We start from the raw sequence: 26,100 nt of genomic DNA on the forward strand, positions 1-26,100 counted from the left end.
CCCGCGGGCCCGCCGCCCCCGGCCCCCCCGCCCCCCCCGCCCCGCCCCCCCGCCCCCCCCCGCCCCCCGCCCCCCCCGCCCCGCCCCCCCCCCCCCGCGGGGGGCCGGCCGGCCCCCCCGCCGGTGCCCTCCGGCTACGGCCGACCGAAGTGGGTCGGGTAGTAGCCCGAGTTGAGGGTCGATATCCGGACGGTCTTGCCCGGCCGGGGCGCCTCCACGAACTGGCCGCCGCCCAGGTAGATCCCCACGTGGTGGATCCCCGAGGCCCGGCCGCTGTCCGACCAGAACACCAGGTCACCGCGGCGCAGCTGCCCCGCGCTGATCGGCGTGGTCGCCGCGTACTGGTCGTCGGCCACCCGCGGCAGGCTTATCCCGCTGCGCCGGTAGGCCTGCTGGACCAGCCCGGAGCAGTCGTAGCCGGACGGCCCGTTGCCGCCCCAGACGTACGGCTTGCCCAGCTGGGCGAGCGCGTAGTCGACGGCCGACTCGGTGTTCCCGGTGGACGACTGCCCGCCGGAGGACGGCCGGGACGGCTGCTCCGAAGCACCGGAACCGCCGGAACCGCCGGACTGCCCGGTGCGGCTGACGTAGACGTCGTAGTGGCTGGTCCAACGCCACTCACCGGCGCCGTTCTTGAACCAGTACTTCGACCCGTCCCAGCCCTGGCGCAGGCCCCAGGAGGAGGCCGAGCCGTTCGAGACGGCCTGGCCGCCCGAACCGCCGGAACCGCCGGACTGCCCGGTGCGACTGGCGTAGACGTCGTAGTGGCTGGTCCAACGCCACTCACCGGCGCCGTTCTTGAACCAGTACTTCGACCCGTCCCAGCCCTGCTTGCCGGCCGCGGCGTGCGCGGAACCGGCCCCCGCCGTCAGGCCGACCACGCCGGCGCCCGCCAGCACGGTGGTGGCCAGGCAGGTACTTCGCACGGCCCGGTGTATTCGGCCGCCACCGCCCGGCTCGGCGGCGCTGGCGGTGCGCGGCCGGGCGGCGCAGTTCGGGCAGCCGCAACCCGTGATCGCGGGGATGCTGCCGAGACGCTCCTCGAAGCCGATCAGTCCGGAGTCGGCGTCGGGGCCGAGACCGGGTTCGGCGTATGCGCCGGTGGCTATCCTCATGCGGGTCGTCCTTCCTTCCGCCCGGCACGGGCGGCCGGGGGCGGTACCGAGGCGGCCACTCCGGCCGGGGCGACGAAGGCGACCAGCAGCTGTTCCATCAGCGCACTGCGGGCGGCCTCGTCCAGCTCGTGGGCGGTCGCGCGTTCCAGGCGGCGGACGGCCAGCGCCGCCGCCTCCACCGCGTCGTCGACCAGCACGGTCCGCAGACCGGCGTCCAGATCGGCCAGTCGACGGCGGCGCATCGACTCGGCGACCTCGGGCGCGTAGTCCAGCGCCAGCGGCTGCACCGAGTAGACCTCCAGGCCCGCCGGGGCGGCCTCGGCGGCCAGCGCCCGGGTCAGCTCGTCGGCGAACCACTGCCCGTCGCGCAGCGCCGGACCGGGCGCCGCGTTGCTGTCGCAGGGCAGGGTGGAGGCGGTGCGGGTGAGCACCGCCTGGACCTGCTCGCGCAGGTAGCTCTCGTGGTCCTCGATCGCCAGCAGCGCCCGCGCGGTGTCCTTGACCCGCCAGACGATCAGCAGCCGGACCACGATCGGGGTGCCGGTGCGGTCGACCACCTTGACCGGCTCGCTGCGCCAGTGCCGCAGCCGCACGTCGACCCGGCGGCGGCGCAGCAGCGGGTTGACCCAGAGCAGCCCGGTCCTGCGCACCGTGCCCCGGTAGCGGCCCCACCGGGTCAGCACCCGGGTCTCGCCGCCCGCGTTGGCCAGCAGTCCGGCCAGCGCGAACACCATCAGCAGCCCGGCCGCGCCGACCCCGGCGATCGCCAGGACGTCCACCTCGGCCCGGCCGCTGTCCTGCGCGGCGGGGCTGCGCAGTTCGGGCAGCGCGTCCCAGCGCGGGACGACGCCGGTGCGCAGCAGCAGGTATCCGACGGCGGCCAGGCCGAGCAGCACCACCAGCAGGGCGACCCAGCCGGGCAGGGCGGTGGCGGTGTGCTCCCGCAGCGCCTGGTCCGCGCGCGGGGGGCGGCGGGAGGTGGCGGCGGCCGGGGCACCGGCCTGGACGACGGCGCCGGGGAGCTCGACGGTCTCCGGGGCGGCCGTCTCCAGCGGGTCCCGCAGGTCGGCGGGGCCCGCCGGGGACGGGGCGGGGAGGACGGCCATCGGGGCGGTCGCCGGGCCGCTGTCGGCCGCGGCGACCGGGCCGAGCGGCTTGGCGGCCTTGACGGTGGAGACCTTGGCCAGCGGGCTGGCACCGGTGGCGGAACGTTCCGGCACGGCCGGCGGGAACGACTTGGGCAGGTTGTCGGGTCGCTGCGAAGAATCGCGGGTGACGTCCATGCACGGATCCTCTGGGTCTGGTGTGTCGCGCAACGGGCGGCCCGGATCTGACGGGCAGTGCCAGAGTCAGGCTAAGTTCATACGTCATCAAATGCGACATTTGAGCCGAGGTGTGTCGACATTTGCTGACGAATCGTCCAAAGCTGACCTGACGCGCAGGCACATCGATGGCGGGTCGGGACGGTTCGGCGCAGGTCAGCGCCGTCGGGCACCGGATCCACGGGCGAACACCCGACGGGTGATCAGCCCGATTCCGGAGAGCACCAGCAGCAGCCCGGCGAGCAGGCCGTGCCAACGGGCCTCCCGGGACCGCCCCACCGCCGCCCCCTCGATCGGGGGCGCGGGCAGCGGTCGGGCGGCGGCACCGCCCACCCGGGATCCGCCCTGGTCGGAGGCCGACAGCGGCTCCGCGACGACGGCCGACGAAGGCTCGGCCGACGACGGCCCGACCGCCGCGGATTCGGCCGCCCGGGCCGGACGGCCACCGGGCGACGCCGGGGCCGCGCTCGGCGAACCGGCGGGGACCGCGGTGGCACCGGTGGTCGAAGCGGCGCCCGGGGACGACGCGGCGGCGCTGCGGGACGGCGGGGCGGAGGCGGCCGACCCGGCCAGGGCGGTCGGGCGGGCCGAGGCGGACGGAACGGCGGGGGAGGTCGGAGCGGAAGGGGTCGCGGGGACGAACGGAACCGGCTGCGCCGGGCTCCCGACCACCGGCGGGACGAAGATCGGCAACAGCCCCGGCGGGACCGGCCGCAGCTCCGGTGCCTCGGCCGGGCCCGTCGGCCCGACGGCCGTGGGCGAGGCCGACGGGGACGCCGCCGGAGCGGAGGGACTCGGCGAGGGCGAGGGCGAGGAAGCGGAGGAGGACGGGGGTGAGGACGGGGGCGAGGGCGCCGCCGACGCCCCGGCCGAAGCGCTCGCGCTCGGCGCGACGGACGCCGAGGAGGCGGACGACGGGGAAGCGGACGACGGGGAAGCGGCCACCGACGGGACCGGACTGCTCGGACCGGAGCCCGGGGCGACGGCGGAGGCCGACACCGAGGCCGGAGCCGCCGGGTGCGGAGCCGCCGCGGCCGCCACCCGCACCTGCACCGGGTCCGCCGAAGTCCCGTTCCCCGCCCGGTCGGTCGCCGTGACGGTCAGCCACTGCACGCCGTCCGCCAGATCCCGGTTGGCGGTGCAGGTCCAGCTCCCGTCCAGCGCCACGGAGGCCCCGCAGAGCACCGTGCGGTCCCCGGAGTCCACCGTCGGGGCAGCCGTGACCAGCACGTCCGTGCCCGGTTCGGCCCGACCGCCGAGCTTCGGCCGACTGACCCGGAGCAGCTCGCCCGGGGCCGGGGAGGTGAGCACCGGCTTGTCCGGCGGCACGGTGTCGACGACCAGCGCGACCGGCTGCCCGGCCGTCCGGTTCCCGGCCGCGTCGACCGCGACCGGGGTGAGCCGGTGGCTGCCGTCCGCCAGGTTCTCGACCGGCAGGCAGGACCACCCGCCGTCCTTCCGGACCGCGCTGCTGCACAGCTCGGAGGAGCTGGACTGGTCGGTGACCGAGACGGTGCTGCCGCTCTCCCCGGTGCCGGTGAGCTGCAGCCCCGGGTCGTTGGTGTAGGCGGGGAGGGTGAGCACGGGCGCGGCCGGCGGGGCGGTCTTCACCGTCACCCTGACCGGCTCCCCGCGCAGCACCACCCCGCCGCCGGTGGTCTCCACCGGGGTGAGACCGTGCGCCCCGGCGGCGAGCGGGCCGTCGGGACGGCAGGACCAGTCGCCGCCGCGCCCGACCCGGGCCCTGCAGAGCGCGCCGTCGCCCTCCCGGATCTCCATCGAGGCGCCGGCGACCGCACCCTCGCCGCGGATCCACGGACGGGCGTCGGCGAGCACCGTGCCGTCGACCGGCTCGGCGATCTCGGGCCGCGCGGCGCCGACGGTCAGTCTGATCCGCTGGTCGCTGACCTGCCCCGAGTCGGCGAAACCGCCGGAGGGGACGAGCTGGCTGGTGTCCCGGCCGATCCGCAGCCGGAGCCAGGTGTCGCCGGCGGCGGCGTCCGCCGGGACGGTCCACTCCAGGGTCGCGGTGTCCGCTCCGGGCGGGATCTCGGTCTGCACCCGGTCGGCCGGGTCGAACCGGCCGCTGTGGCCGAAGTCGATCCAGCCCGCCAGGGTGGCGGGCTGCCCGCCCGCCGCGACCGGGACGGTGACCCGGTAGGAGCGGCCGATGGCGGCCTCGTCGGGGAAGCCGATCGACGGGTCGGCGCCCTGGTACTCACCGCGGCCGGGCTGGAGCTTGGGCGGCGGTGACGGGCTGGCGGCCGTGCTCGCGAAGGGGTTGCCGCGCCGGACCGCGCCGTGGTCGAGCTCGACCAGCGGCTCGTCGCCCGCGCCTCCCCCGACGCCGGCGGGCCGGCTCCGGTCCCGCCGGGACGGGGTGGTGGCGTCGGCGCCCAGGAAGAGGTCGGAGACCACGTGCGAGGCGTTGCCGTAGCCCTGCGGAGCGGTGCCGAGCTCCTCGTCCACGGTGACGGTGCAGGCCTGGCGCAGGACGGGCGCGGGGGTGGTGCTGCCGGCCCGGGCGGTGGAGCGCTGCTCGACCCGGAACTCCGCGGTGCGGACCGTCCCGGTGAGCTCCAGGGTGCCCTCGGCCGCGGCCCCCGGGGCGCCGTCGGAGCCGCCGTCGCCGCCCGCGGGGGCGAGGGAGGTGGCGTCGACCGTCCAGCCGGGCCAGTCGGTGCGTCCGACCAGGGCGGGGGCGGCGGGCGAGCCGCCGGTGAGGGTCAGTCGGGCCGCGGTGCTGGTGGTGCCGGATTTCCCGGTGGCGACCGCGGCCAGCCCGCTGAGGTGCAGTCGGGGATTGCGGACCGGCCGGGAGAAACTCAGCCGGAGCGTTCCGACGGTGCGCCAGGAACCGTCCGTCTGCGGACGGTCGGGGGTGAGGGTGAAGGTCTGGGCGGCGTCCCCGGGACGCTTTCCGTCCGCGTACAGCGCGGTGGAGCGCCCCCCTCCGGAACGGTCGGCCAGTCGGCCCGCCTCGGCGGCGAGGGCGTTGCCGGGTTCGGCCGTGGCGTCGAACTGGACGGAGAGCCCGGACGGCAGCACCGCCCGGCGCTCGCCCGACCAGGCGTCAGGGGACTGCCGGGCCACCGAGAGCGGGGCGTTCCAACCGGCCAGCGCCCCGGCCGCGAGGACGGCCAGGACGACGGCTGTGCGGGGAAACCGTCGGCTCATCCGGCTCTCCTTCACGGTCGGCTGCCGGGGTGGCGGGCCGCCTGGGCACACGATCGGACAAAACGGAATCACGGCCCCAGACCGGTCATACTGCGACACCTGCGCTTTTGGCCGCGTCCCACCCGATTGGCGGTCATCCGGGCGGCAGGACGGGATGTACCCGAATCGGCTGCATTTCATCCATTAGGCGGTAATGGATCCAGCCCGAACGGCCGAACCCACCCGAATGGCCGAGAGGGGGGAATTCCGGCTGATTCGACGGACACCAGTGTCCGGTACCTGACCATTCATCGGGGAAGCCTGTTCGAATTACCCACCCGCTCAGTAGAGTCGGGCCCCGTGACCCTGGACCCCGTACTCGTCAAGCGCAGCTTCGCCGCCGTGGCGCCCCACGGCCCGGTCGTCGCCGAATACTTCTACCGGCATCTGTTCGAGCACGATCCCGCTCTCCGCGGCCTCTTCGCCGAGCACCTGGACGAGCAGCAGGACCGGTTGTTCGCCGCCCTCGGCGCGCTGGTCACCCACCTGGAGGACACCGACACCGTGCTCGGGCTGCTCCGCGACCTCGGCACCCGGCACGCCGCCCACGGCGCGCTGGTGGAGCACTTCCCCGCCGTCGGCGCGAGCCTGCTGGCCACCCTGGCCCACTACGCCGGCGACGAGTGGACCCCGGAGACCGAGGCCGCCTGGACCGCCGTCTACGCGGTGGTCAGCGACACCATGGGCGCGGCACTCACCGAAGCCCGGTCGGCCTAGCCGGGGGCGGTGCGGTGGCCTTCGACCCCGCGGTCGTCCGCGCCAGCTTCGCCGTCGTCGAGCGCCGGGCCGACCATCTGACCACCTTCTTCTACGCCCACCTCTTCAACCACAACCCGGGGCTGCGCCCGCTCTTCCCCGCCCGGATGCACGAGCAGCGGGACCGGCTGTTCGCCGCGCTCACCCGGATCGTGCTGCGGCTGGACGAGCCCGAGCGGCTCGTCGAGTACCTGCGGGCGCTCGGCCGCGACCACCGCAAGTTCCAGGTCGCGCCCGAGCACTACCCGGCCGTCGGGGCCAGCCTGATCGCCGCGCTGCGGCAGTGCTCCGGCCACTCCTGGACGCCGGAGACCGAGCGGGCCTGGACCGAGGCGTACGCCATGATCGCCCGGATCATGACCGGGGCCGCCGACGACCCCCTGGACGACCACCCGGCCTGGTGGGAGGCCGAGGTGGCCGGCCGCCGCCGGGCCGCGCCCGACCTGGTGGTGCTCACCCTGGCCCCGACCCGCCCGTACCCCTTCACCGCCGGCCAGTACCTCACCCTCACCAGCCCGCGGACGCCCCGGGTCTGGCGGCCGTACTCGCTCGCCAACGCGCCGCGCCCGGACGGCAGCCTGGAACTGCACGTGCGGCGGGTGCCCGGCGGACTGCTGAGCCCCGTCCTGGTGGAGGACGTGATGCCCGGCGAGCTGCTGCGGCTCGGGCCGCCGCTCGGCGAGGCCGTGCTCGCCCCCGCCTCGGACCGGCCGCTGCTGCTGGTCGCCGCGGGCAGCGGCTGGGGACAGGCCAAGGCCCTGCTGGAGCAGCTCACCGCCGAGCAACCGGAACGGGAGGCCACCGTCCTGCTGGCGGCCCGCTCGGCCGCCGGGCAGTACGACCTGGACACGGTGCGGCGACTGCTCACCCGCAACCCCCGGCTGCGGGTGCTGACCGCCACCCCCGACCGCTCCGCGGGCCCGGACGGGAGCACCGCGCTGCTGCGGCGGACCCTGCTCGGGCACGGCGACTTCCGCGGCTGGGAGGTCCACCTCTCCGGCCCGCCGGGGCTGGTCGGCGAGCTCACGGAACTGCTGCTCACCCTGGGCGCCGCCGCCGGGCTGGTCCGGCACGACCCGGTGCCGGCGACCTTCAACCGGAACCGCCCGCTGACCAGCTCGGACTGGTTCCTGGACCGCCGGGACGTGCCGTGGATCAACCGGACCGACCTGGGGTGACCGACGACACGGCGGTGGCGGACGGCGGAAAACGGAGAAGCCCCCGGCCGGTGGCCGAGGGCTTCTCGCTGGTGCGCTCAGCAGGATTCGAACCTGCAACCTCTTGATCCGTAGTCAAGTGCTCTATCCGTTGAGCTATGAGCGCAAGGAACGGGCGGACCCGATCTTGCGAAGGTTGGTGCGCTCAGCAGGATTCGAACCTGCAACCTCTTGATCCGTAGTCAAGTGCTCTATCCGTTGAGCTATGAGCGCTCGCCCCGGTGAACCGTGCCGCCGGGGCGTTGCGGGGACAACATTACATGACCTGCGACGTGGGGCGAAATCGATTGATCCGACCACCGCCGACCCCCCTGCGGACCCCCCGCCGGGCAGGCCGGCGATCACGCCCCGGACATGCGAAGAGCCCCGCCGACGAGATCGTCGGCGGGGCTCCCGGTACTGCGGAGGCTGAGGGATTTGAACCCTCGATCAGGAATAACCCCGAAACCGCATTAGCAGTGCGGCGCCATAGACCGGACTAGGCGAAGCCTCCCCACATGGACCACATCCGCGTGAGCGGACCCGTTCCGTGTGTCAGTGATGATGCCACAACCGTGGGGCCCGGCACCAACCACCGCCAACGTTACTAGGCGGGTCGTCCCCGCCGCAAAGAAGAATGAGATACTGCCGACTCCGGAGGAGCTGCCCTGAGCCGAGGAGACCTGTCGACGTGAGCAGCAGGCCGATCCGAGGCGCTGCTCGCCTCGACGCCATACTCGACGCCCTGCCCGAGGCGCTGTTGCTGGTGAACAGCAACGGCACGGTGGTGGACGCCAACAGCGCGGCGGTGCAGGCGCTGCAGGCGCCGGGCACCTCGCTGGTCGGCATGGGCGTGCTCGGCCTGCTGCCCGAGTTCGACCCCAGCCGGATCCCCGGCTCGATGCGCCCGGCCACCCGCGACGGCGACGACCTGGACCGTCCGGTCCGGATGACCGCCCACCGCACCGACGGCACGACCTTCCCGGTCGAGGTGTCCGGCAACGACTTCGCCACCGAGGGCGGCGACGGCTACGGGCGCTCCCCGTACGACTCGTACCGCGAGGGCCCGCGCGCCTCCTCGTCCTCCGACCTGCTCCTGCTGCTGGTCCGCGACCTCACCAGCCGGCTCGGCGTCGAGGCCGAACTGCGCCGCCAGCACAAGCAGACCGAGATGATCCTGCGGGCCGCCGCCGAGGGCGTGCTCGGGGTGGACCTCGAAGGCCGCTGCGTGCTGGTCAACCCGGCCGCCGCGCACATCCTGGAGTACCGGGCGAGCGAGCTCGGCGGGCGCGAGCTGCACCCGCTGATCCAGCACTCCCGGGCCGACGGCACCCCGCTGGCGCTGGAGGAGTCCGCACTGCTGGACACCCTGACCTCCGGACGCAAGCACCGGGTGCGCGGGACCGTGCTGTGGCGCAAGGACGGCCGCCCGGTCACCGTCGACCTCACCACCGCCCCGGTCCGGGACGGCGACCAACTGGTCGGCGCGGTGATGACCTTCACCGACCGCAGCCGCGAACTCGCCCTGGTCGCCCGCAACGAGCACCTCGTCGCCGTGCTGGAGAGCGAGCTCGGCGGCGCGCTGAGCGCGCTGAACCAGCGACTGGACACCCTCGCCGCCGACCCGGCCGGGCAGCTCTGGCCGGAGGCCAACTGGACCCTGCGCCGGCTCGCCGACGAATGTCGCCGGTTCGGCAAGCTGATCGACGGCGTGCTCGAACACCAGCGCTCCGAGGCCGGCGAGGGCGCAGCGGCCGAAGCCAAGGACGGCAAGGACAGCAAGGACGCCAAGGGCAGCAAGGACGGCAAGGACGGCCGCAAGGCCGCCCAGCGGGTGCCGGTCGGCCTGGACAAGGTGGTCCGCCGGGCCGTCGAGGAGGCCGGCGAGCTGGTCGGCCCCGGCCGGGTGCGCTTCTCGGTGCACGCCGCCGCGGTCGAGGTGATCGCCGACGAGCGGCGGCTCGCCCAGGCGCTGGCCCACCTGGTCGCCGACGTCAGCGGCACCGGCCTCGCCCTGGACGCCCCCGCGGCCCCCTCCCCCGGGCTGGCCGTCCCGGGGCTGTCCGTCCCCGGGCTGGGCGGCCAGCCCGCCCCGGCCGCGCCCGCCGAACCGCCGACCGTGGTGCTGGCCGCCGCCCAGCGCGGCGAGGTGGCCCGGGTCGAGATCCGCGGCCCCGGCGTCGGCGGCAGCCCCGTCCACCTGCCGATAGCCCGCGCGGTGGTCGAGCGCCACGGTGGCGTGCTCCAGCCGCACGAGCTGCCCGGCAAGGCCGGGACCACCTATGTGGTCGAGCTGCCGCTGGACCCGGCCGCCGCGAAGGCCGCCGCCGAGCGCGCCGCCGCCGAGGGCCGCTCCGACCGGCCCAAGGAGGGCGACAGCGCCGTCCTGCCCGAACTGCCCGGCATCCCGCAGCTGCCCAGCAGCGGTGACACCGACGGGGACACCGGGTCCACGGCCGCCGCCGCACCCGGCGCGGACGACGCCCGGCCCGGCCGCGAGGCCCCCGAACCGGAGCAGGCGCCCGCCGAGGAGCCCCCGGCCGAGCGCCGCGGCCGCCGCGGCCGGCCCGCCGCCGACCAGCAGGAATCGACCGGCCAGGCCCCCGGGGCCGCTGCCCCGGCCGCCACCGCCGCCCCCGCCGTCCCGGCCGACCAGTGGCCGAACGCCCCCGCCCGGGTCGAGCGGGCCGTCCCCGAGCAGTGGAACGGCACCGGCAACGACCCCGCGTACGGCCGTCGGGGCCCGGCCGCCCCCGAGGCGGCGCAGAGCGACCCGTGGGGCAAGGACGACGGCCGCTCCGGCCCCGCCTACGCCGTGCCCGTCGACGGTGGACGCCCGCAGCAGCACCGGCCCGGCGGCCGCGAGCCGCTCGCGCTCGGCCCCGCACCCACACCGGCGCCCGCGCCCGCTCCGGTCGCGGAGCCCACCGCCGGCGCCGCCGAGGACGGCGGCGAGGCCAAACCGCGCAGACGCCGGGCGCTGCCCTCCGCCGAGGACTCCTCGGGTGGCTTCGCGCTGCCCGGGGTGGGCGAGACCCCGGCGTACCCCGGCCTGGAACACGCGCTGCCCGCCGGTGGTCCGGCGCCCGCCCCGACCGAGCCCGCCACCGCGCCGACCGGCCGCCGCCGCCGACTCTCGGTACCGCCCGGGCCCGCGGCGGACACCCCGGCCGCCACCCCCGCCCCGCAGGCCGGTGGCGCCGCGCTGGAGCCCGCCCGGCCCGCGTTGCCCGCCGCCGCCTCCGCCGAGGAGCCGGACGGCCCGCGGCCGGTCGGCAGCGGCCTGGCCGAGCTCGCCCCGCCGCGACCGGTGGGCGCCCCGATCGGTGCCCCGGTGCCCGTCGTCCCGGCGCAGCCGCCGACGCCCGCCGCGCCACGGGCGCTGGCCGAACTGCCCGCCGCCGCGGCCGACCGCCCCGAGGCCGAGCCGCCGCAGAGCGGCTCCGGCGAGCTGGCCAACACCCGCCGGCTGCTGGTCTGGCCCGAGCCCGACCCGGCCACCGGTCGGGCCCTCCAGTCGCGCGGCTACCTCCCGGTGATCGTCCGCTCCCGCGAGGAGGTGGACGCCCAGGTGCCCGGCTTCCCGGCGGCGCTCTTCGTCGACCCGCTGACCAGCCCGATCACCCGCACCGCGCTGCAGTCGCTGCGCACCGCGGCGCTCAACAGCCGGATCCCGGTGCTGGTCACGGCCGGCCTCGGCCAGGCCACCCGGGACGCCGCGTACGGCGCCGACCCGGCCGTGCTGCTGCGCGCCCTGGCCCCGCGGGACGGCGAGCACCACGCCCCGCGGGTGCTGCTGGTCGAGGGCGACCCGGACATCGCCGCCGCCATGATCAGCAGCCTGGAGCGGCGCGGCATGCACGTCGAGCACGCGGTGGACGAGAACGACGCGGTCGCCCGGGCCAGCAGTGTGCAGCCCAACCTGGTGGTGATGGACCTGTTCCAGATCCGCCGCCGCCGGGTCGGCCTGCTGGACTGGCTGCGCGCCAACGACCGGCTGCACCGCACCCCGCTGGTGGTGTACACCTCGGTCGACCTCGACCCGCGCGAGCTGCCCCGGCTGCGCACCGGCGAGACGGTGCTCTTCCTGGCCGAGCGCTCGACCAGCGAGGACGTCCAGTCCCGGATCGTCGACCTGCTGGGGCGGATCGGCGCGATGGGCGAGGCGGGCGTCGCCGCCGCGGGCTGAGCACGACGGAGGGCCGGCCACCCCGATCGGGGCGGCCGGCCCTCGTGCCGTCCGCTGCTCCTCGCCTACTCCTTGCCGAGCACCGTGACGTCCAGCTCACCGGCCGCGTACTCGGCCCGGACCACCTTCTTGTCGAACTTGCCGACCGAGGTCTTCGGGACGGACTCGACGATCACCCAGCGCTCCGGCAGCTGCCAGGAGGCGATCCGCTCGGCCAGGTAGGCGCGCAGTTCGACCAGCCCGGCGGTCGCGCCCGGGCGCAGCACCACGGTGGCCAGCGGGCGCTCGCCCCATTTCTCGTCGGGCACCGCGACCACGGCGGCCTCGGCCACCTCGGGGTGGCCCATCAGGACGTTCTCCAGGTCGACCGAGGAGATCCACTCCCCGCCCGACTTGATGACGTCCTTGGCCCGGTCGGTGATGGTCAGGTAGCCGTCGGCGGTGATGGTGCCCACGTCGCCGGTGCGCAGCCAGCCGTCCTCGGAGAACTTGTCCTCCGGGCGGACCGGGTCCTGCCCGGCGCCGCCGTAGTAGGCCCCGGCGATCCACGGGCCGCGCACCTCCAGCTCGCCGGCGGCGACGCCGTCGTTCGGCATCCGCTCGCCGCCCGGGCCGATCAGCCGGGCCTCGACCGAGGCCGGGAAGATGCCCTGGGTGATCCGGTAGGGCCACTCCTCCTCGGGGGTGAGGCCGCCCGGCGGCTGGGCGAAGGTGCCGAGCGGGGAGGTCTCGGTCATGCCCCAGGCGTGCAGCACCCGGATGCCGTGGCGCTCCTCGTAGCCCTGCATCAGCGAGGGCGGGCAGGCGCTGCCGCCGATGACCACCATGCGCAGGCTGGAGGTGTCGTAGTCGCCGGCGTCCAGCTCGTCCAGCAGGCCGCTCCAGATGGTCGGGACGGCGGCGCTGACGGTGGGGCGGACGGCGGCGATCATCTCGGCCATCGGCTTGGGCTGGAGGAAACGATCCGGCATGAGCAGGTTGGCGCCGGACATGAAGGCGGCGTGCGGGATGCCCCAGGCGTTCACGTGGAACATCGGGACCACCGGCAGGGCGGTGTCGCGCGGGGTGAAGGCGAAGTTGTCACCGGTGTTGACCTGCATGCAGTGCAGGTAGATCGAACGGTGGCTGTAGAGCACGCCCTTGGGGTCGCCGGTGGTGCCGGAGGTGTAGCAGAGCACGGCGGCCCGGCGCTCGTCGAGGTCGCGCTCCCACGGGAAGCCGGTGGGCCGGCCCGCGATCAGCTCCTCGTAGTCGTGCACGCCGCCCGCGAAGCCGGCCAGCAGCGAACGGTCGCCGGGGCCGGCCACCACGATGTGCTTCAGGGTGGGCGCGAGCTGCGGCAGCACGGCGGCGAGCAGCGGCAGGACGCTGCCGTTGACGACGATCACGCGGTCGGCGGCGTGGTCGATGATGAAGGACAGCTGCTGGGCGGGCAGCCGCAGGTTGAGGGTGTGCAGCACGGCGCCCATGGCCGGGACGGCGAGGTACGCCTCCAGGTGGACGTCGTTGTTCCACAGCAGCGTCGCCACCCGGTCGTCCCCGGTCACGCCGAGCTCGTCGCGCAGGGCGTGGGCGAGCTGCGCGGCGCGGGCGCCCACCTCGGCGTAGGTCCGGACGACGGGACCGGTGGCGTCCCAGGTGGTGACGGTCGAGCGGGCGTGCACCGTGGAGCCGTGCTCCAGGATCCGGGTGACGGTGAGCGGTACGTCCTGCATCGTGCTGAACACGCGGGTCCTCCTCGACCTGGCGGCACTGGTCACGCCCGCGGCGCGGCTACCGGACGGTAATGCCCGCGGACGTGCCCGATTGTGCCGTTCCGTCCCGCCCGCTGTCAGCAGGCCGAACCCGTTGCACGGATCACGGACCGGCCTCGGTTCGCCGACGGACGGTCGTTCGGCGGCCCGTCAGCCCGCGGTCGGGCCGTCGACCTGGTCGCGGTCGACGGTGAGGGTCTGGCCGGCGTAGCTCTCCTGGACGTTGCCGCGGTACTGGTGGACGCGCTGGTGGGAGCGCCAGAGGTCCGGGGTGAGCGGGCCGGAGCCGGCCGTGTCGGCGTGGTCGTCCCAGCGGGCGTACCAGACCGCGTCGGGGAGCGGGGAGCTGCCGGCCCGGGCGGCGGCGGCCAGGTCGGCGACGCCGGAGTCGAGGCTGGAGTAGAAGCCGGAGCGGTAGCCCGCCGCGTGCAGGGCCTGGGTCCAGCCGAGGGTGAAGTCGACCACCGCCTGGCCGCAGGCGGGGTCGTGCATCGGGTAGGACTCGATGTCCAGGTAGACCGGGCCGCCCTTGCCGAGCCCGAGCGTGCGCATCGCGTGCAGCGCCTCGTCGGCCTCCTCCCGGCCCTGCTCGGCGGCCCTGGCCGGGTCGATCCGCTTGGGCTTGCGGCTCGGGTCGGCGCACGGCGCCTGGAGTCCGACGTGCACCGGCAGGAAGCGCCAGCCGATCGCGCGGGCCTGGCGGATCCAGTCCGCGGTGAGCCGGGGCTGGGCGCAGCCGCGCTGGGAGCCGCTGACGTAGATCCCGACCGCGCCGTACGGGGAGGCGAGGCGCCAGGCCCGCAGGGCCTCGGCCGGGGGCGCGGTGCAGGCCTCGAAGGCGGGGCCGCTCCAGTTGTCGCGGAGCCGGGGCGGGCCGAACCGGTCCGGGAGGGTGACGGCGCGGATGCGCGGGACGGCGGCGGCGGTCGGCGCGGAGGCCTCGGCGCTCACGCCCGTCCCGTCGGTGGCCAGCAGGAGCACGAGGGAGGCGGCGAGGAGGGCCGCCGGGCGGAGATAGCGCACCCGGCCTTGATACTGACGGACCATCGGACGAACGCGGCAACCACGCCGCAGACCCCTCGCGAGTCCACCCTTTCGGGCGCACCCGTCCGCATCCGTCCACATTCTTGTAACGAGCTTGCCCCTTGGTCACTCCTTACGGCAAACTCGTCCGCATGCCCAGCTCCCATACCGGCGAAACCACCGCCCCCACCTCGGCCGCCGCGGTCGCCGAGGCCCTTGCCATGCCACCCGCCCCCAAGGGCGAGCCGGCCGGCGAGCGGGGTGGCTGGCGACGAGGTGGGGAGCCCGGCTCCGCGGCGCCCCCGGGACTGCACCCCGACCGGTCCACCGGCCGGTTCGGCAAGGTCCTGCGGCGCCCGGAGAGGATCCCGGCGCCGCTTCTGTGTGTGGTCGCGATGTTCCTGGTGCAGACCGGCATCGCGCTGTCCAAGCCGCTGTTCGGCCCGCTCGGGGTCAGCGGCACGACCTTCCTGCGACTGGGCTTCGCCGCGCTCATCCTGCTCGCCGTCACCCGGCCCCGGCTGCGCGGCAAGCGCCCGCGGGACCTCGCCGCGGCCGCCGCGCTCGGCGTGGCCTCGGCCTTCATGACCTTCCTGTTCGCCGGGGCGATCGACCGGCTGCCGATGGGCACCGCCGCGACCATCGAGTTCCTCGGCCCGCTCGCGGTCGCCCTGGTCTTCGCCCGGCGCGCCAGCCACCTGCTCTGGGCGCTGCTCGCGGCCGCCGGCGTCATCCTGCTGACCCTGCTCGGCGAGGGGGACGGCGGCGGCTCGCTCGACCCGGTCGGCCTGCTGTACGCCTTCGGCGCGGCCGGCTGCTACGCGGTGTACATCCTGTTCACCGACAAGGTCGGCGCCACCTTCCAGGGCTTCCAGGGCCTGGCGGTGTCGATGACGGTCGGGGCGCTGGCCCTCGCGCCGTTCGGGCTCGGCGAGGCCTGGGACGGGCTGACCGCGCCCGGCGCCTCGCCGCTGGTGCTGCTCGCCTCGGTCGCCGGGGTCGCGGTGCTGCTGCCGGTGCTCCCGTACGCACTGGAGATGACGGCGCTGCGGCGGATGCCGCAGCGGGTGTTCAGCGTGCTGGTCAGCCTGGAGCCGGCGGTCAGCGCGCTGGTCGGACTGGTGGTGCTCGGCCAGCTGCTGGGCGCGCCCCAGCTGGCCGGGATCGGCTGCGTGGTCGCGGCCAGCGTGGGGGCCACGCTGACCGGACGGCGCTGACCGTCCCGGCGCCCTGCGGGGGCCGCAGCACCTACGGGGGCTGCGGCCCTTACGGCTCTTACGGCTCCTACGGCCAGAGCAGGGTGCGCGACCACTCCGGGGTGCGCACCGGGCCGGTGCGGGTGTAGCGCAGCCGGACGTGCCGGCGCTGGGCGTCGCCCTGCCAGAACTCCACCTCGTGCGCCCACAGGGTGTAGACCGCGTGGCCGGGCGCGACCGCGTCCGGGGTCGCCTCCAGCCGGCGCCGGGCGACCGCCACCGCCTCGTCGTACTCGGCCAGCCCGCCCAGCTGCTCGCTCTGCCGGCCGACCAGCGCGCCGACCCGGGCGGCGGGCGAGCGGGTGGCGAACTCGGCGGCGGCGACCAGGTCGGCGGCCCGCTCGACGGTGCCGCGGACCCGCACCTGACGGCCCAGCTGCGGCCAGTAGACGGTCAGCGCGGCGGCCGGGTGCTGGGCCAGCTGACAGCCCTTGGGGCTGTCGGCGGCGGCGGAGAAGTTCCAGCCGGTGCCGGCCGCGTCCACGTCGCGCAGCACCAGCACCCGGGCGTCCGGCATGCCGTCGGCGTCGACCGTGGAGAGGGTGAAGGCCTGCGGGTCCAGCACCCCGGCGTCCAGCGCGGTGGCGAGCCAGTCCACGAACAGCGGTCCGGGCTCGGCCGGGGCGGCCTCGTGGTCGAAGGAGGGCAGCGGTCGGGCCATCGGCGGGCGGCCGAGCAGCAGTTCGGGGACCGACTTCGGCCCGGGCCGGCGCTCGTCCAGGGGCGCCGGGCCCGGCTGCGGCTGCGCTTCCGGTGCAGGCCTGGCCCCGTCCGGGCCGGTCAGGCCCTCGTCCTCCGCCGCCATCGCGCGCCTTCCTTCCGATTGCCGCGGTCGTCGCCCCGGCCGGGCCGTCCGTTCCGGGCCCAGGCGCGTGGAGCGCTGTCGGAGCGCAACCGTACCGCCGTGGACCGACGGCACCGGGCGCGGGCCCTCGCTGGACGGATCCGGGCCGCTCGCGCGGGTGGTGCACGCGCCGTACGGAGCCCGGGGCCGACCCGGCGCCCGCCCGGGGCCGGACGCACTCGTGGGCGGTGCCGATGGCGGCACCGCCCACGAGGCCGGCTTCACGGTGACCCATTCCGCTGGCCGGTTGAAGCGCTTGTCCGATCTCCCCGGTCCGTACCCGGACGGTCCTGCCGCCCGGCGACCGTTGCGAACCCCTCCGCGGATGTTCAGCCCACCCGCGTCCGACCACCTCCGGCGCCCCCGCCGGTGATGGTGCCGGGAGGGGTCAGCTGAAGATCGGGGCGAAGATGACGTTGATGTTCTTGTTGCCCTGGCCGGCCAGGATGTTGCCCGCGTTGTCCTTCGACGCGAGGGTGTTGCTCTGGTTCGAGGCGCCGGAGCCGGTGGCCGTCTGCTGGGTGGAGACGTAGTTGCCGTCGACCCCGCCGAACACGTTGCCGGAGCCGGTGTTGGACACCACGCCGGCGTTGGAACCGGCCGCGGCACCCGCGCCGGAGTCGGCGGCGGCGGCACCGGCGCCCGCCAGCAGCAGACCCGCCGCCAGCGGAGCGGCGAGCAGGAACCCGGTCACCCGACGGGTGTTGATGCGAGCCATCTGAGCCTCCAAGAAGCTGTTAATCGTGCATTGGTCGAGCATGGATGCGGGGGTTCGCCGGCCAGACGAACTCCTGCGGGCTGCGACGCCGGGAGACAGACTTCCGCAACAAATCGACAAAGCACTAGCTGGCGGAGCAGTTTTCGCCCGTTCGCGTGATATCCACCGAGGCCGCGCATAACGGGAGGCGATCCGGACAGTGCGTCGACACACTGCAGCTGACCTGGGATTTCGCCCGAACGGTGGCTATTTCACGGCCGCCGGGAAGCGGCGTGACGACGCCGGGACGAACCACCGGGCGCACCACCCCGGCGCAGGGCGTCATGGAACACGCCCCCGAAAAGTTCGACCACCCTTCCATGTCGACTTTTCAGCCATTCCCGGACCATCGGACAGTCATACCGAAAAGGCGGGCGCCATGGGGCGTTGAAATCCACTTCCTCTGGAAATCTGCTTGCTCTGAAAATCAGACCATCTTGCCCGGATTGAGGATTCCCAGCGGGTCGAAGACCGCCTTCACCTGCCGCTGCAGCTCCAGTCCGACCGGACCCAGCTCCCGGGCCAGCCAGTCCCGCTTGAGCAGCCCCACCCCGTGCTCCCCGGTGATCGTGCCGCCCAGCTCCAGCCCGAGCGCCATGATCTCGTCGAAGGACCGCTGGGCCCGGTCCGTCTGCTCCGGATCCGCCGCATCGAAGATCACGATCGGGTGGGTGTTGCCGTCCCCGGCGTGGCTGACCACCCCGATGGTCAGCCCGTGCCGCTCGGCGATCACCGCGACGCCGTCGAGCATGTCGGCCAGCCGGGACCGCGGCACCGCCACGTCGTCGATCATCGTGGTGCCCAGCCGATCCAGCGCGGGCAGCGCCGACCGCCGGGCCGCCAGCAGCAGATCGGACTCCGCCTGGTCCTCGGCCGGAACCACCTCGGTCGCCCCCGCCGCCCGGCACAGCTCCGCGACCCGCGCCAACTCGGCCACCCGGTCCGGCCCGTCGAAGGCCACCAGCAGCAGCGCCTGGGTCGACTCCGGCAGGCCCATCTGCCCCAGTTCGTTGACGGCCCGGACCGAGACCGCGTCCATCAGTTCCATCAGCGAAGGGGTCAGCCCGTGCTCCATCACCGCGCAGACCGCCGCACCGGCCGTGTCCGCGCTCGGGAACTCCGCCGCCAGCGCCAGCTGCGGAGCCGGCGCGGGCCGCAGCGACAGCACCGCCCGGACCACCACCCCGAGCGTCCCCTCCGAGCCGACCAGCAGCCGGGTCAGGTCGTACCCGGCGACCCCCTTGGCCGTCCGACGCCCGGTGGACAGCAGCCGCCCGTCCGCCAGCACCACGTCCAGCCCGAGCACGTACTCGCTGGTGACGCCGTACTTCACGCAGCAGAGCCCGCCCGCGCCGGTGCCGATGTTGCCGCCGATCGTGCAGGACTCCCAGCTGGACGGGTCCGGCGGGTAGTGCAGCCCCACCTCCTCGACCGCACGCGACAGTTCGGCGTTCACCACGCCCGGCTCGACCACCGCGACGCGATTCACCGGGTCGATCTCCAGGATCCGGTCCAGCTTCACCAGCGACAGCACGATGCAGCCGTCGATCGCGTTCGCCGCCCCCGACAACCCGGTCCGCGCCCCCTGCGGCACCACCGGCACCCGCAGCTCGGTGGCGGTGCGCAGCACGTGCTGCACCTGCTCGACGGTCTCCGGGAACACCACCACCGCGGGCACACCGGCGGCGCAGAAGCCCGCCATGTCATGGCTGTAGGCCGCGGTCACGTCCGGATCCACCACCACCGCGTCCGCCGGGAGGCCCTGCGCCAGCCGGTCCGTCAGATCACTCATCGCCGCCTCCACTCGCCGCCGCCCCGCCACCTCCGCACTCTGCCCGGAGGGCAGGGGGCGGGCAAGTGGGCCTCGGGGCGGAACGGTCGCCGCGGGGAGCGGGCGGCGCCCCGCCGCGGGGTCACGGTGGGACGCCGCCGAGGAGCTACCGCCGGGTGACCGGCTCCTGGAACTCGACGACCCAGCCGGACACGTCGTCCGGGCACTCCAGGTAGCGCTCGCGCGCGTACCCGGCCGTGCGGTAGCCGTTCTCCTCGATGAAGCGGGCCAGCGCCTGGAAGCTGCCGAGCGCGTCCTCCATCGAACCGCGGTGGACGATGGTCACCGCCTCCTCGATCGGCGCCAGGTCCACCACCTCGAAGTCGTCCCGGCCGCCGCGCACCGAGGGTGCGACCTGGACGGCGGCCACGACCACCACCGAGCCGTCCCGCTCCGGCGAGTCCTCGTACCGGGCGACGGACGGTCCGGCCTCCTCGATCCCGGCCTCCGCCAGCCGCCGGCACAGCTCGTCGAACAGCGGGCCGACCACCGGCGTGATGTCCTCGGGCGCGTAACTGGCCGCCACACCGGACAGTTGGGCCACCCGGACGGACGGCACGGGCTTCACCACGACATCGTGCTGGGACATGTTCCCCTCGCTCTCGATCGTTCGGAGCCTCGCCTCCACCCGGGCCAACCGCCGCTCGTCCGCGGCGATCGCCTCGGCGAGTTGGGCCCGCCGCAGCCGCAGCATCCCGCGCAGTTCGACGGCCTCCGGCCGCTCGTCCAGAACGGTCCGGACCTGCTGCAGCGTGAAGCCGAGCTCCTTGAGCGCGATCACCCGGTTCAGCCGGGCGAGTTGACCCGCCTCGTAGCAGCGGTACCCGGTGGCCGGGTCGACCCGGGCGGGCCTGAGCAGCCCGATCGCGTCGTAGTGGTGCAGCATCCGCACCGACACCCGGCCGTGGCCGGCGAAGTCTCCGATGTTCAACATGGTGCTCCCACTCCACTGCCTCCCACGGTGTCAGGGTCAACCCCGTCCGGGAACCGCCCCGGGAAACACCGAAGGCGGGTGCCGAGTGGTCTCGGCACCCGCCTTGAGCAGGTGGTTCTCCTACCAGCGGAGAGCGTGGGATTCGAACCCACGGTGACGGGTCACGCCACGACAGTTTTCAAGACTGTTCCCTTAGGCCGCTCGGGCAGCTCTCCAGGCGGAGGTCAGCCTAACGGGTCCGGCGGGCTTCGGTGCACACGATTGCGTGCACCCGGGGGTCACCCGCGGGTCACTGGTCGCCGTCCCGCTGGCCGAGCGTGACCTTGGTGTTCATGGTCTGGCCGTTGCGGGTGTACTCGACGTCGACGGTCTCGCCCGGCTTGTGCGTCCAGATCCGGCTGACCAGGGCCGGGCCGTTCTCGATCGGGGCACCGCCGAGCTTGGTGATGACGTCGCCCGGCTTGAGGCCGGCCTTGTCGGCCGCGCCGCCGGGGGTGACGGCCGGCTGGCCCTGGACGTCCTTGGTCTGGATCTGCGCGCCGTCGCCCTTGTAGTCGTCGTTGCGCAGCACGTCGAGCTTGGCGTAGACCGGCTTGCCGGTCTTGATCAGGGTGTCGGCGACCCACTTGGCCTGGTTGATCGGGATGGCGAAGCCCAGGCCGATGCTGCCGGCCCGGCCGTTGGCGGAGGCGTTGGACTGGATCGCCGAGTTGATGCCGATCACCGCGCCGCTGGAGTCCAGCAGCGGGCCGCCGGAGTTGCCGGGGTTGATCGAGGCGTCGGTCTGCAGGGCGTTCATGTACGACGCCTGCGAGCCGGTGTCGTCGCCGGAGGCCACCGGGCGGTCCTTGGCGCTGACGATGCCGCTGGTGACGGTGGACTCCAGGCCGTACGGGGCACCGATCGCCACGGTGGCGTCACCGACGTTGACCTTGTCGGAGTCGGCCAGCGGCAGCGGCGCCAGCTTGGCCTTCGGCGGGTTGTCGATCTTGACCACGGCGACGTCGTAGCCCTCGGCGTGGCCCAGCACCGAGGCGCTGTAGGAGGTGCCGTCGGCGAACTTGACGGTCAGTTTGCCGCCGCTGCCGGTCAGGGTCGGCGCGACCACGTGGTTGTTGGTGAGGATGTGGCCCTCGGTGTCGAAGACGAAGCCGGTGCCGGTGCCGGACTCGCCGTTGCCCTGCGCCTTGATGGTGACGACGCTGGGCAGCGCCTTCTGCGCGATGCTGGCGATCGAACCGGGGACGGGCTCGTTCTTCTGGGTGTTGCTGGCCTGGACGGTGGTGCTGCGGTGGTCGTCCGCCAGGCTGGGGCTGCCGGTGCGGTCGGTGGCGACCACGCCGATCGCACCGCCCGCGACACCGGCGACCAGGGCGACGGCGGCGAGCAGGGCCACCAGACCGCCGCGCTTCTTGCGCGGGCCGCCGGGGCCGGTCGGACCGCCGGGGTACTCGGCCGGGTAGCCGAGCGGGCCGCCGGGACCGCCGGGGTAGCCCGCGCCGCCGGAGCCGGCCTCGTGGCCGCCCCAGCCGCCGAGCGGCTGGCCGGCACCGAAGGGGTGGTGGGCGGGGCCGGCGGGCGCGCCGGGGGCCGGGGCGCCGTACGGCTCCTGCCCATGGGCGGCCGGGGCGCCGTAGCCGTCCTGGGCACCGGCGGCGGGAACGCCGTGGGCCGGGGTCGCGTACGGGTTGGTGCCCGGGACGCCCGGCGCCAGGGCGGGCGCGGCCGGGGCGGCCGGAGCCGCGACCGGGGCGGGCGCGACGGGCGGCGCGGGCGGCAGCACCGGCGGCGGGGCGTCGATGTAACCGGTGACCGGGTCGACGGCGGGCTCCTCGACGGCCGGGGCGGCCGGGGCCTCCGGCGCGGGGACCTTGGTGAAGGCCATCGTGGGCTGGTGCCCGCCCTCGGCCGGAGCGGCCTCGACCGCGACGGGCTCGGCCACGACGGGCTCGGCGGCCGGCTCGGGCACCCGGCTGAACGCCATGGTCGGCTGGTGACCACCGTCGACGACCGGCTCCGCGTCCGCCGTCGGCGCGGCCACCGGCTCGGCGGCGACGGGCTCGGCGACGACGGGCTCCGCAGCCGGCTCCGGGACCCGGCTGAACGCCATGGTCGGCTTGTGACCGCCCTGAGCGGTGCCCTCGGACGCGGCACCGGCCGCCTCCGGCGCCCCCGCGGGCTGCTCCCCCTGCGGCCCGGCGGGCCCAACCTCGCGCTCGGTGCTCACGGACGACCTCCATAGCTGACAGAACCAAGGACCATAGTTTTTCGCACCGCCGATTCGATTGCCGTAAGGACCCCTCTGAAGAACTCATAAGAATCCTTAGGCGGCACCGACGACCGGGGCTCCCCACCCCCGCCCGGCGTCCCGCGATGCGGACCGCGCACCCGGTGGCCTTTGGCGTTCGTACCCGTGCCGGTTAGCCTGTCGCTCCAAACTGACACGCGGGAGCTTGGACCGACCAGGCTGAGAGTGCGCATGTCGACCGTACGCCAGGCGAGTGACCGGCGGACCGTCGAGGGGGCGCTGACCGCCGGAACCTGTCCGGGTAATGCCGGCGTAGGGAGTATCGGCCATGCCGCCTGCTTCGTCATCCTCTTCTCCGGGCGCGCCCGCGTCCAAGGATTTCCCGCCGGCCTCCGGCGCGACCGCGGTGCTCGACCAGCGGGTCGAGGCGCCGCTGGTGCTGGACACCGAGCCGCCGCGCACCCTGCGCTTCCGGGACCACTTCGCGCTCTGGATGAACCTCGGCGTCAGCCTGATCGGCTTCTCCACCGCGGCCACCGTGCTCGGCGCCAAGGGCAGCGAGCTGTCGCTGGCCGCCGCGGTGACGGCGATCGTGACCGGTACCGCGGTCGGCACCGCGATGCTCGGCGTCGCCGCACTGATCGGCGCCCGGACCGGCGCCCCGGCGATGGCCAACCTGCGCGGCCTGTTCGGCACCCGGCTGTCCTACCTGCCGACGGTGCTGAACATCGTCCAGTGCATCGGCTGGGGCGTGTTCGAGCTGCTGACCATCGCGGCGGGCGCCCAGACCGTCGCCCACACCACCGGCTACCGCTGGCTGTTCGTGCTGCTCGCGGGCGCGCTCACCACCGCGCTGACGATCTGGCCGCTGGGCTCGATCGCGGTGCTGCGCCGCTTCGTGGCCGGGGCGGTCGCCGTCGCGATGGTGTACTTCACCGTCCAGCTGGGCCGGCAGGGCGTGCCGGACCCGGGCGCGGGCAACTGGCACGGCTTCCTGGGCGCCACCGACGCGATGATCGCGGTGTCGATCTCCTTCGTCCCGATGGCCGCCGACTACACCCGGCACTCGCGCACCCCGCGCTCGGCGTTCTGGGGCAGCTTCTCGGGCTACACCGTCGCCCAGGTCTGGTGCTACGTGCTGGGCCTGATGGCGCTGCTGCAGTCCGACGGCGACCCGAGTCGGATCTTCGACTCCTTCCTCGGCGTCTGGGCCGGCTGGCTGTTCCTGCTGGTGCTGGTGCTGCGCGAGACCGACCAGTCCTTCGCCAACGTCTACTCGACCGCGATGTCGCTGCAGAACCTGCTGCCGCGGGTGGACCGCCGGGTGCTGAGCGGCGCGATCGGCGTGCTGACCACCGTGCTGGCGCTGCGGATCGACCGCTTCACCGACACCTACAGCAACTTCCTCGGGCTGATCGGCTCGGTGTTCGTGCCGCTGCTGGCGGTGCTGGCGGTGGACTACTTCTTCGGCGCCGGCCGGCACGGCTGGAACCTCTCCGAGCGGGCGCCGTCCCGCTGGACGATGCTGCTGCCGTGGCTGCTGGGCTTCGCGGTCTACCAGTTCATCGCGCCGACCGCGGTGGCCGACTGGTGGGTGGACTTCTGGACCTCCGCCCAGCAGGCGCTGCACTTCACCCCGCAGGAGTGGACCTCGGCCTCGCTGTTCGCCTTCCTGGTGCCGGCCCTGGCCACCTGGGCGCTCACCCCGCTGACCCGGCGCGCCGCCCGGGGCTGAGACCCGGTGGGCCACGGGGCCGGGCCCTCCCGTCCGGGAGTCGGCCCGGCCCCGCAGGTTGGCACCGTCTTCGCCCCCGCTTCACCTGCGCCCCCTATCGTTATGGCCGTGACCAGCCAAGACCCGTCCAAGCCGCGCACCGTGCCGTCCGTCCAGGTGATCGCCCACCGCGGTTCCTCCCACGCCCTGCCCGAGCACACCCTCGCGGCCTACCGGCGCGCGCTCGACGAGGGCGCGGACGCCGTCGAGTGCGACGTCCGGGTGACCGCCGACGGCCACCTGGTCTGCGTGCACGACCGCCGGATCGGCCGGGTCTCGAACGGTCGGGGCACCGTCTCCGCGATGACCCTGGCCGAGCTGGAGGCGTACGACTTCGGCGCGTGGAAGACCGGCCGGCCCAGCACCGACCCCGAGCTGCGCGGCGTGCTGCGGCTGGAGCGGCTGCTGGAACTGGTGGTGGACTGCGGGCGCCCGGTCGACCTCGCGATCGAGACCAAGCACCCGGTGCGCTTCCGCGGCCGGGTCGAGGCCGAGCTGCTGCGGACGCTGGAGCGGTACAAGATCGGCACCGCCCCGGACGGCGAGCGCCCGTCCGCCCGGATCATGAGCTTCTCCTCGATCGCGCTGGACCGGGTGGCCGCCGCCGCGCCCGACTACCGGCGGGTGTTCCTGATCGAGCGGATGCTGCCGCTGCTCGGCCGGCTCCGCCCGGGTCGACCGCTGCCGGGCGGGGCGCGGATCGCCGGTCCGGGCATCGAGCTGATCAAGGCCAAGCCGCAGCTGGTGCCCCGGCTGCGCGAGCTGGGCCACGAGGTGCACGTGTGGACGGTGGACGAACCGGCCGACGTCGAACTCTGCCTGGAGCTCGGGGTGTCCGCGATCATCACCAACAAGCCGGCCGAGGTGCTGGCCCAGCTCGGTCGGTGACCCGGAACGGGGTCCACCGCCGTACCGGTGGAACCTGATCGCTCCGGTCGGCAATCAAACCTTCCGCGCACGGTATTGCCGGAATTCTTGCGTTCGGGCGACGGAGGGTGAGCACGGAATGACCTCTTGTCGACCCTGAGTCGCGCCGCTCGAAATGGGCTCGCGGGATCCCCCGATGGTCGTTTCCGATGCATTACCAAGGGGCATCCATCCCTCGGCATACGCTGAAGGAGGTCCGGGGGTGGCGTTGATGGTGGCGCGTGAAGTGCCGACTTCATCGACCATGGCAGTGCCGCACGGCCCAGCGAGTGTCGGGGTCGCACGGCGCCGACTGCGTCGAGATCTGGGTGACCGGCAGATACCGGAACCGGTCATCGATGATGCTGTTCTGATTCTTTCCGAACTGTTGAGCAACGCCTGTCGATATGCGCGTCCGCTCGGCCCGCTGCCCGCCCTGGGCCGCTCGGCCCGGGCCGAGGTGGTGGACCAGCTGCTGGTCGGCGTACCCGCCGGGACGCACCCGGCGCCGGGCGGCCGGGAGCGCGAGGACGGCGCGACCGAGCCGGACGGCGGCGTGCTGGTCCGCTGGCAGATGCACGCCGACGGCGTGCTCACCCTGGAGGTCACCGACGGCGGCGCGGCCACCCGGCCGCTGCCCGCCAGTCCCTCGCTGACCTCCGGCGGCGGCCGCGGCCTGAGCATCGTCGACCAGCTGGCCAGCGACTGGGGCGTCCGCGACGCGCCGGGCGAGGTCACGGTCTGGGCGGCGCTGCCCGCGCGCGCCCGGCACGCCCGGCGCACCGGGGGCGACACCGCCCGCAGCGCGTAGGGCGCGTCCCGCCCCGCCCGACGAGCCGATCCGGAGGCGCGTCGGGCCCGGCCGGGCGCGGTCGGGCACGCGCGGCCCCGGCCGGTCCCAGCTGGGCGCAGTCGGGCGCGGAGAACTGTCAGTAGGCTTCCCGGTGAAATGGACCACCGTCCCCGGGAGAGCCGCAGC

General features: G+C 74.7%; 17 protein-coding genes and 4 tRNA genes. 7 read left to right on the forward strand and 14 right to left on the reverse strand.

Translation table 11 applies throughout. From position 1 onward, the window contains the following. Positions 1–134 precede the first annotated feature (134 nt). The 3 genes from ABTZ03_RS22040 to ABTZ03_RS22050 all read right to left on the reverse strand — a co-directional run bounded on the left by ABTZ03_RS22040 (position 135) and on the right by ABTZ03_RS22050 (position 5,614). Complete coding sequence (locus tag ABTZ03_RS22040) at positions 135–1,115, reverse strand: C40 family peptidase (RefSeq protein WP_350514749.1); 981 nt, start codon at positions 1,113–1,115, stop codon at positions 135–137. Continuing rightward, a complete protein-coding gene (locus tag ABTZ03_RS22045) occupies positions 1,112–2,398 on the reverse strand; it encodes an SPFH domain-containing protein (RefSeq protein ID WP_350514750.1) in 1,287 nt (428 codons plus the stop codon). The genes ABTZ03_RS22040 and ABTZ03_RS22045 overlap by 4 nt, the downstream gene beginning before the upstream one ends. A 195-nt stretch (positions 2,399–2,593) precedes the next feature. After that, entirely contained in the window at positions 2,594–5,614 is a 3,021-nt protein-coding gene (locus ABTZ03_RS22050) for an Ig-like domain-containing protein (RefSeq protein WP_350514751.1), read from the reverse strand. 339 nt (positions 5,615–5,953) lie between these two features. Between ABTZ03_RS22050 and ABTZ03_RS22055 the strand changes: the two genes are divergently transcribed. Beyond that, positions 5,954–6,370 carry a globin domain-containing protein gene (locus ABTZ03_RS22055; RefSeq protein ID WP_350514752.1) on the forward strand — a complete coding sequence of 139 codons (417 nt, stop codon included), beginning with the start codon at positions 5,954–5,956 and terminating at the stop codon, positions 6,368–6,370. A gap of 14 nt (positions 6,371–6,384) precedes the next feature. Further along, entirely contained in the window at positions 6,385–7,587 is a 1,203-nt protein-coding gene (locus tag ABTZ03_RS22060; RefSeq protein WP_350514753.1) for a globin domain-containing protein, read from the forward strand. A 69-nt stretch (positions 7,588–7,656) separates the two neighbouring features. Here the strand turns inward: ABTZ03_RS22060 and ABTZ03_RS22065 are convergent. From ABTZ03_RS22065 to ABTZ03_RS22075, 3 genes are all read right to left on the reverse strand, one after another. Continuing rightward, positions 7,657–7,732 (reverse strand) — tRNA-Arg (locus tag ABTZ03_RS22065). 31 nt (positions 7,733–7,763) lie between these two features. Next, a tRNA-Arg gene (locus ABTZ03_RS22070) sits at positions 7,764–7,839 on the reverse strand. A gap of 189 nt (positions 7,840–8,028) precedes the next feature. Next, positions 8,029–8,119: transfer RNA gene (locus ABTZ03_RS22075), tRNA-Ser, on the reverse strand. Positions 8,120–8,296: 177 nt separating this feature from the next. Between ABTZ03_RS22075 and ABTZ03_RS22080 the strand changes: the two genes are divergently transcribed. Next, a complete protein-coding gene (locus ABTZ03_RS22080; protein ID WP_350514754.1) occupies positions 8,297–11,794 on the forward strand; it encodes a PAS domain-containing protein in 3,498 nt (1,165 codons plus the stop codon). A gap of 65 nt (positions 11,795–11,859) precedes the next feature. On the opposite strand, the gene ABTZ03_RS22085 is transcribed toward ABTZ03_RS22080, so the two are convergent. Both ABTZ03_RS22085 and ABTZ03_RS22090 read right to left on the reverse strand, forming a co-directional pair. Beyond that, complete coding sequence (locus ABTZ03_RS22085; RefSeq protein WP_350514755.1) at positions 11,860–13,521, reverse strand: long-chain fatty acid--CoA ligase; 1,662 nt, start codon at positions 13,519–13,521, stop codon at positions 11,860–11,862. A gap of 177 nt (positions 13,522–13,698) precedes the next feature. Then, positions 13,699–14,571 carry a DUF1906 domain-containing protein gene (locus ABTZ03_RS22090; RefSeq protein ID WP_350514756.1) on the reverse strand — a complete coding sequence of 291 codons (873 nt, stop codon included), beginning with the start codon at positions 14,569–14,571 and terminating at the stop codon, positions 13,699–13,701. Between the two features lie 152 nt (positions 14,572–14,723). Here ABTZ03_RS22090 and ABTZ03_RS22095 point away from each other — a divergent pair, with 152 nt between their 5' ends. Continuing rightward, a complete protein-coding gene (locus ABTZ03_RS22095) occupies positions 14,724–15,788 on the forward strand; it encodes an EamA family transporter (RefSeq protein ID WP_350514757.1) in 1,065 nt (354 codons plus the stop codon). Positions 15,789–15,855: 67 nt separating this feature from the next. Here the strand turns inward: ABTZ03_RS22095 and ABTZ03_RS22100 are convergent, their stop codons facing one another. The 6 genes from ABTZ03_RS22100 to ABTZ03_RS22125 all read right to left on the reverse strand — a co-directional run bounded on the left by ABTZ03_RS22100 (position 15,856) and on the right by ABTZ03_RS22125 (position 22,420). Continuing rightward, complete coding sequence (locus ABTZ03_RS22100) at positions 15,856–16,632, reverse strand: pyridoxine/pyridoxamine 5'-phosphate oxidase (protein WP_350514758.1); 777 nt, start codon at positions 16,630–16,632, stop codon at positions 15,856–15,858. Between the two features lie 427 nt (positions 16,633–17,059). Beyond that, positions 17,060–17,389: a hypothetical protein gene (locus ABTZ03_RS22105; protein WP_350514759.1), complete on the reverse strand. Its 330-nt coding sequence runs from the start codon at positions 17,387–17,389 to the stop codon at positions 17,060–17,062. Between the two features lie 466 nt (positions 17,390–17,855). Beyond that, the gene (locus ABTZ03_RS22110; protein ID WP_350514760.1) at positions 17,856–19,220 is read right to left on the reverse strand and encodes an FAD-binding oxidoreductase; all 1,365 of its coding nucleotides are present in this window, start codon (positions 19,218–19,220) and stop codon (positions 17,856–17,858) included. A gap of 145 nt (positions 19,221–19,365) precedes the next feature. Beyond that, complete coding sequence (locus ABTZ03_RS22115; protein WP_350514761.1) at positions 19,366–20,193, reverse strand: MerR family transcriptional regulator; 828 nt, start codon at positions 20,191–20,193, stop codon at positions 19,366–19,368. Positions 20,194–20,320: 127 nt separating this feature from the next. Further along, positions 20,321–20,408 (reverse strand) — tRNA-Ser (locus ABTZ03_RS22120). 74 nt (positions 20,409–20,482) lie between these two features. Further along, positions 20,483–22,420 (reverse strand): S1C family serine protease, encoded by a 1,938-nt coding sequence (locus tag ABTZ03_RS22125; protein WP_350514762.1) that lies wholly within the window; start codon positions 22,418–22,420, stop codon positions 20,483–20,485. A 349-nt stretch (positions 22,421–22,769) separates the two neighbouring features. On the opposite strand from ABTZ03_RS22125, the gene ABTZ03_RS22130 reads away from it, so the two are divergent. The 3 genes from ABTZ03_RS22130 (at position 22,770) to ABTZ03_RS22140 (ending at position 25,932) form a co-directional block, all read left to right on the forward strand. After that, on the forward strand, positions 22,770–24,176 hold the full coding sequence (locus ABTZ03_RS22130) for a purine-cytosine permease family protein (RefSeq protein ID WP_350514763.1): 1,407 nt from the start codon (positions 22,770–22,772) through the stop codon (positions 24,174–24,176). 102 nt (positions 24,177–24,278) lie between these two features. Beyond that, a complete protein-coding gene (locus ABTZ03_RS22135; protein ID WP_400917096.1) occupies positions 24,279–25,103 on the forward strand; it encodes a glycerophosphodiester phosphodiesterase in 825 nt (274 codons plus the stop codon). Between the two features lie 241 nt (positions 25,104–25,344). Beyond that, entirely contained in the window at positions 25,345–25,932 is a 588-nt protein-coding gene (locus tag ABTZ03_RS22140) for an ATP-binding protein (protein ID WP_402429414.1), read from the forward strand. Positions 25,933–26,100 lie beyond the last annotated feature (168 nt).

Origin of the sequence: Kitasatospora sp. NPDC096077, from assembly GCF_040303245.1 — a bacterium.
Taxonomy (GTDB): Bacteria; Actinomycetota; Actinomycetes; order Streptomycetales; family Streptomycetaceae; genus Kitasatospora.

What these genes read in the sequence shown, in the direction of transcription:
- ABTZ03_RS22130 (WP_350514763.1), top strand. Translation starts at nt 22,770, where the DNA reads ATGCCGCCTGCTTCGTCATCCTCTTCTCCGGGCGCGCCCGCGTCCAAG.
- ABTZ03_RS22110 (WP_350514760.1), bottom strand. Translation starts at nt 19,220, where the DNA reads ATGAGTGATCTGACGGACCGGCTGGCGCAGGGCCTCCCGGCGGACGCG.
- ABTZ03_RS22100 (WP_350514758.1), bottom strand. Translation starts at nt 16,632, where the DNA reads ATGGCGGCGGAGGACGAGGGCCTGACCGGCCCGGACGGGGCCAGGCCT.
- ABTZ03_RS22135 (WP_400917096.1), top strand. Translation starts at nt 24,279, where the DNA reads ATGGCCGTGACCAGCCAAGACCCGTCCAAGCCGCGCACCGTGCCGTCC.
- ABTZ03_RS22050 (WP_350514751.1), bottom strand. Translation starts at nt 5,614, where the DNA reads ATGAGCCGACGGTTTCCCCGCACAGCCGTCGTCCTGGCCGTCCTCGCG.
- ABTZ03_RS22105 (WP_350514759.1), bottom strand. Translation starts at nt 17,389, where the DNA reads ATGGCTCGCATCAACACCCGTCGGGTGACCGGGTTCCTGCTCGCCGCT.
- ABTZ03_RS22040 (WP_350514749.1), bottom strand. Translation starts at nt 1,115, where the DNA reads ATGAGGATAGCCACCGGCGCATACGCCGAACCCGGTCTCGGCCCCGAC.
- ABTZ03_RS22095 (WP_350514757.1), top strand. Translation starts at nt 14,724, where the DNA reads ATGCCCAGCTCCCATACCGGCGAAACCACCGCCCCCACCTCGGCCGCC.
- ABTZ03_RS22115 (WP_350514761.1), bottom strand. Translation starts at nt 20,193, where the DNA reads ATGTTGAACATCGGAGACTTCGCCGGCCACGGCCGGGTGTCGGTGCGG.
- ABTZ03_RS22045 (WP_350514750.1), bottom strand. Translation starts at nt 2,398, where the DNA reads ATGGACGTCACCCGCGATTCTTCGCAGCGACCCGACAACCTGCCCAAG.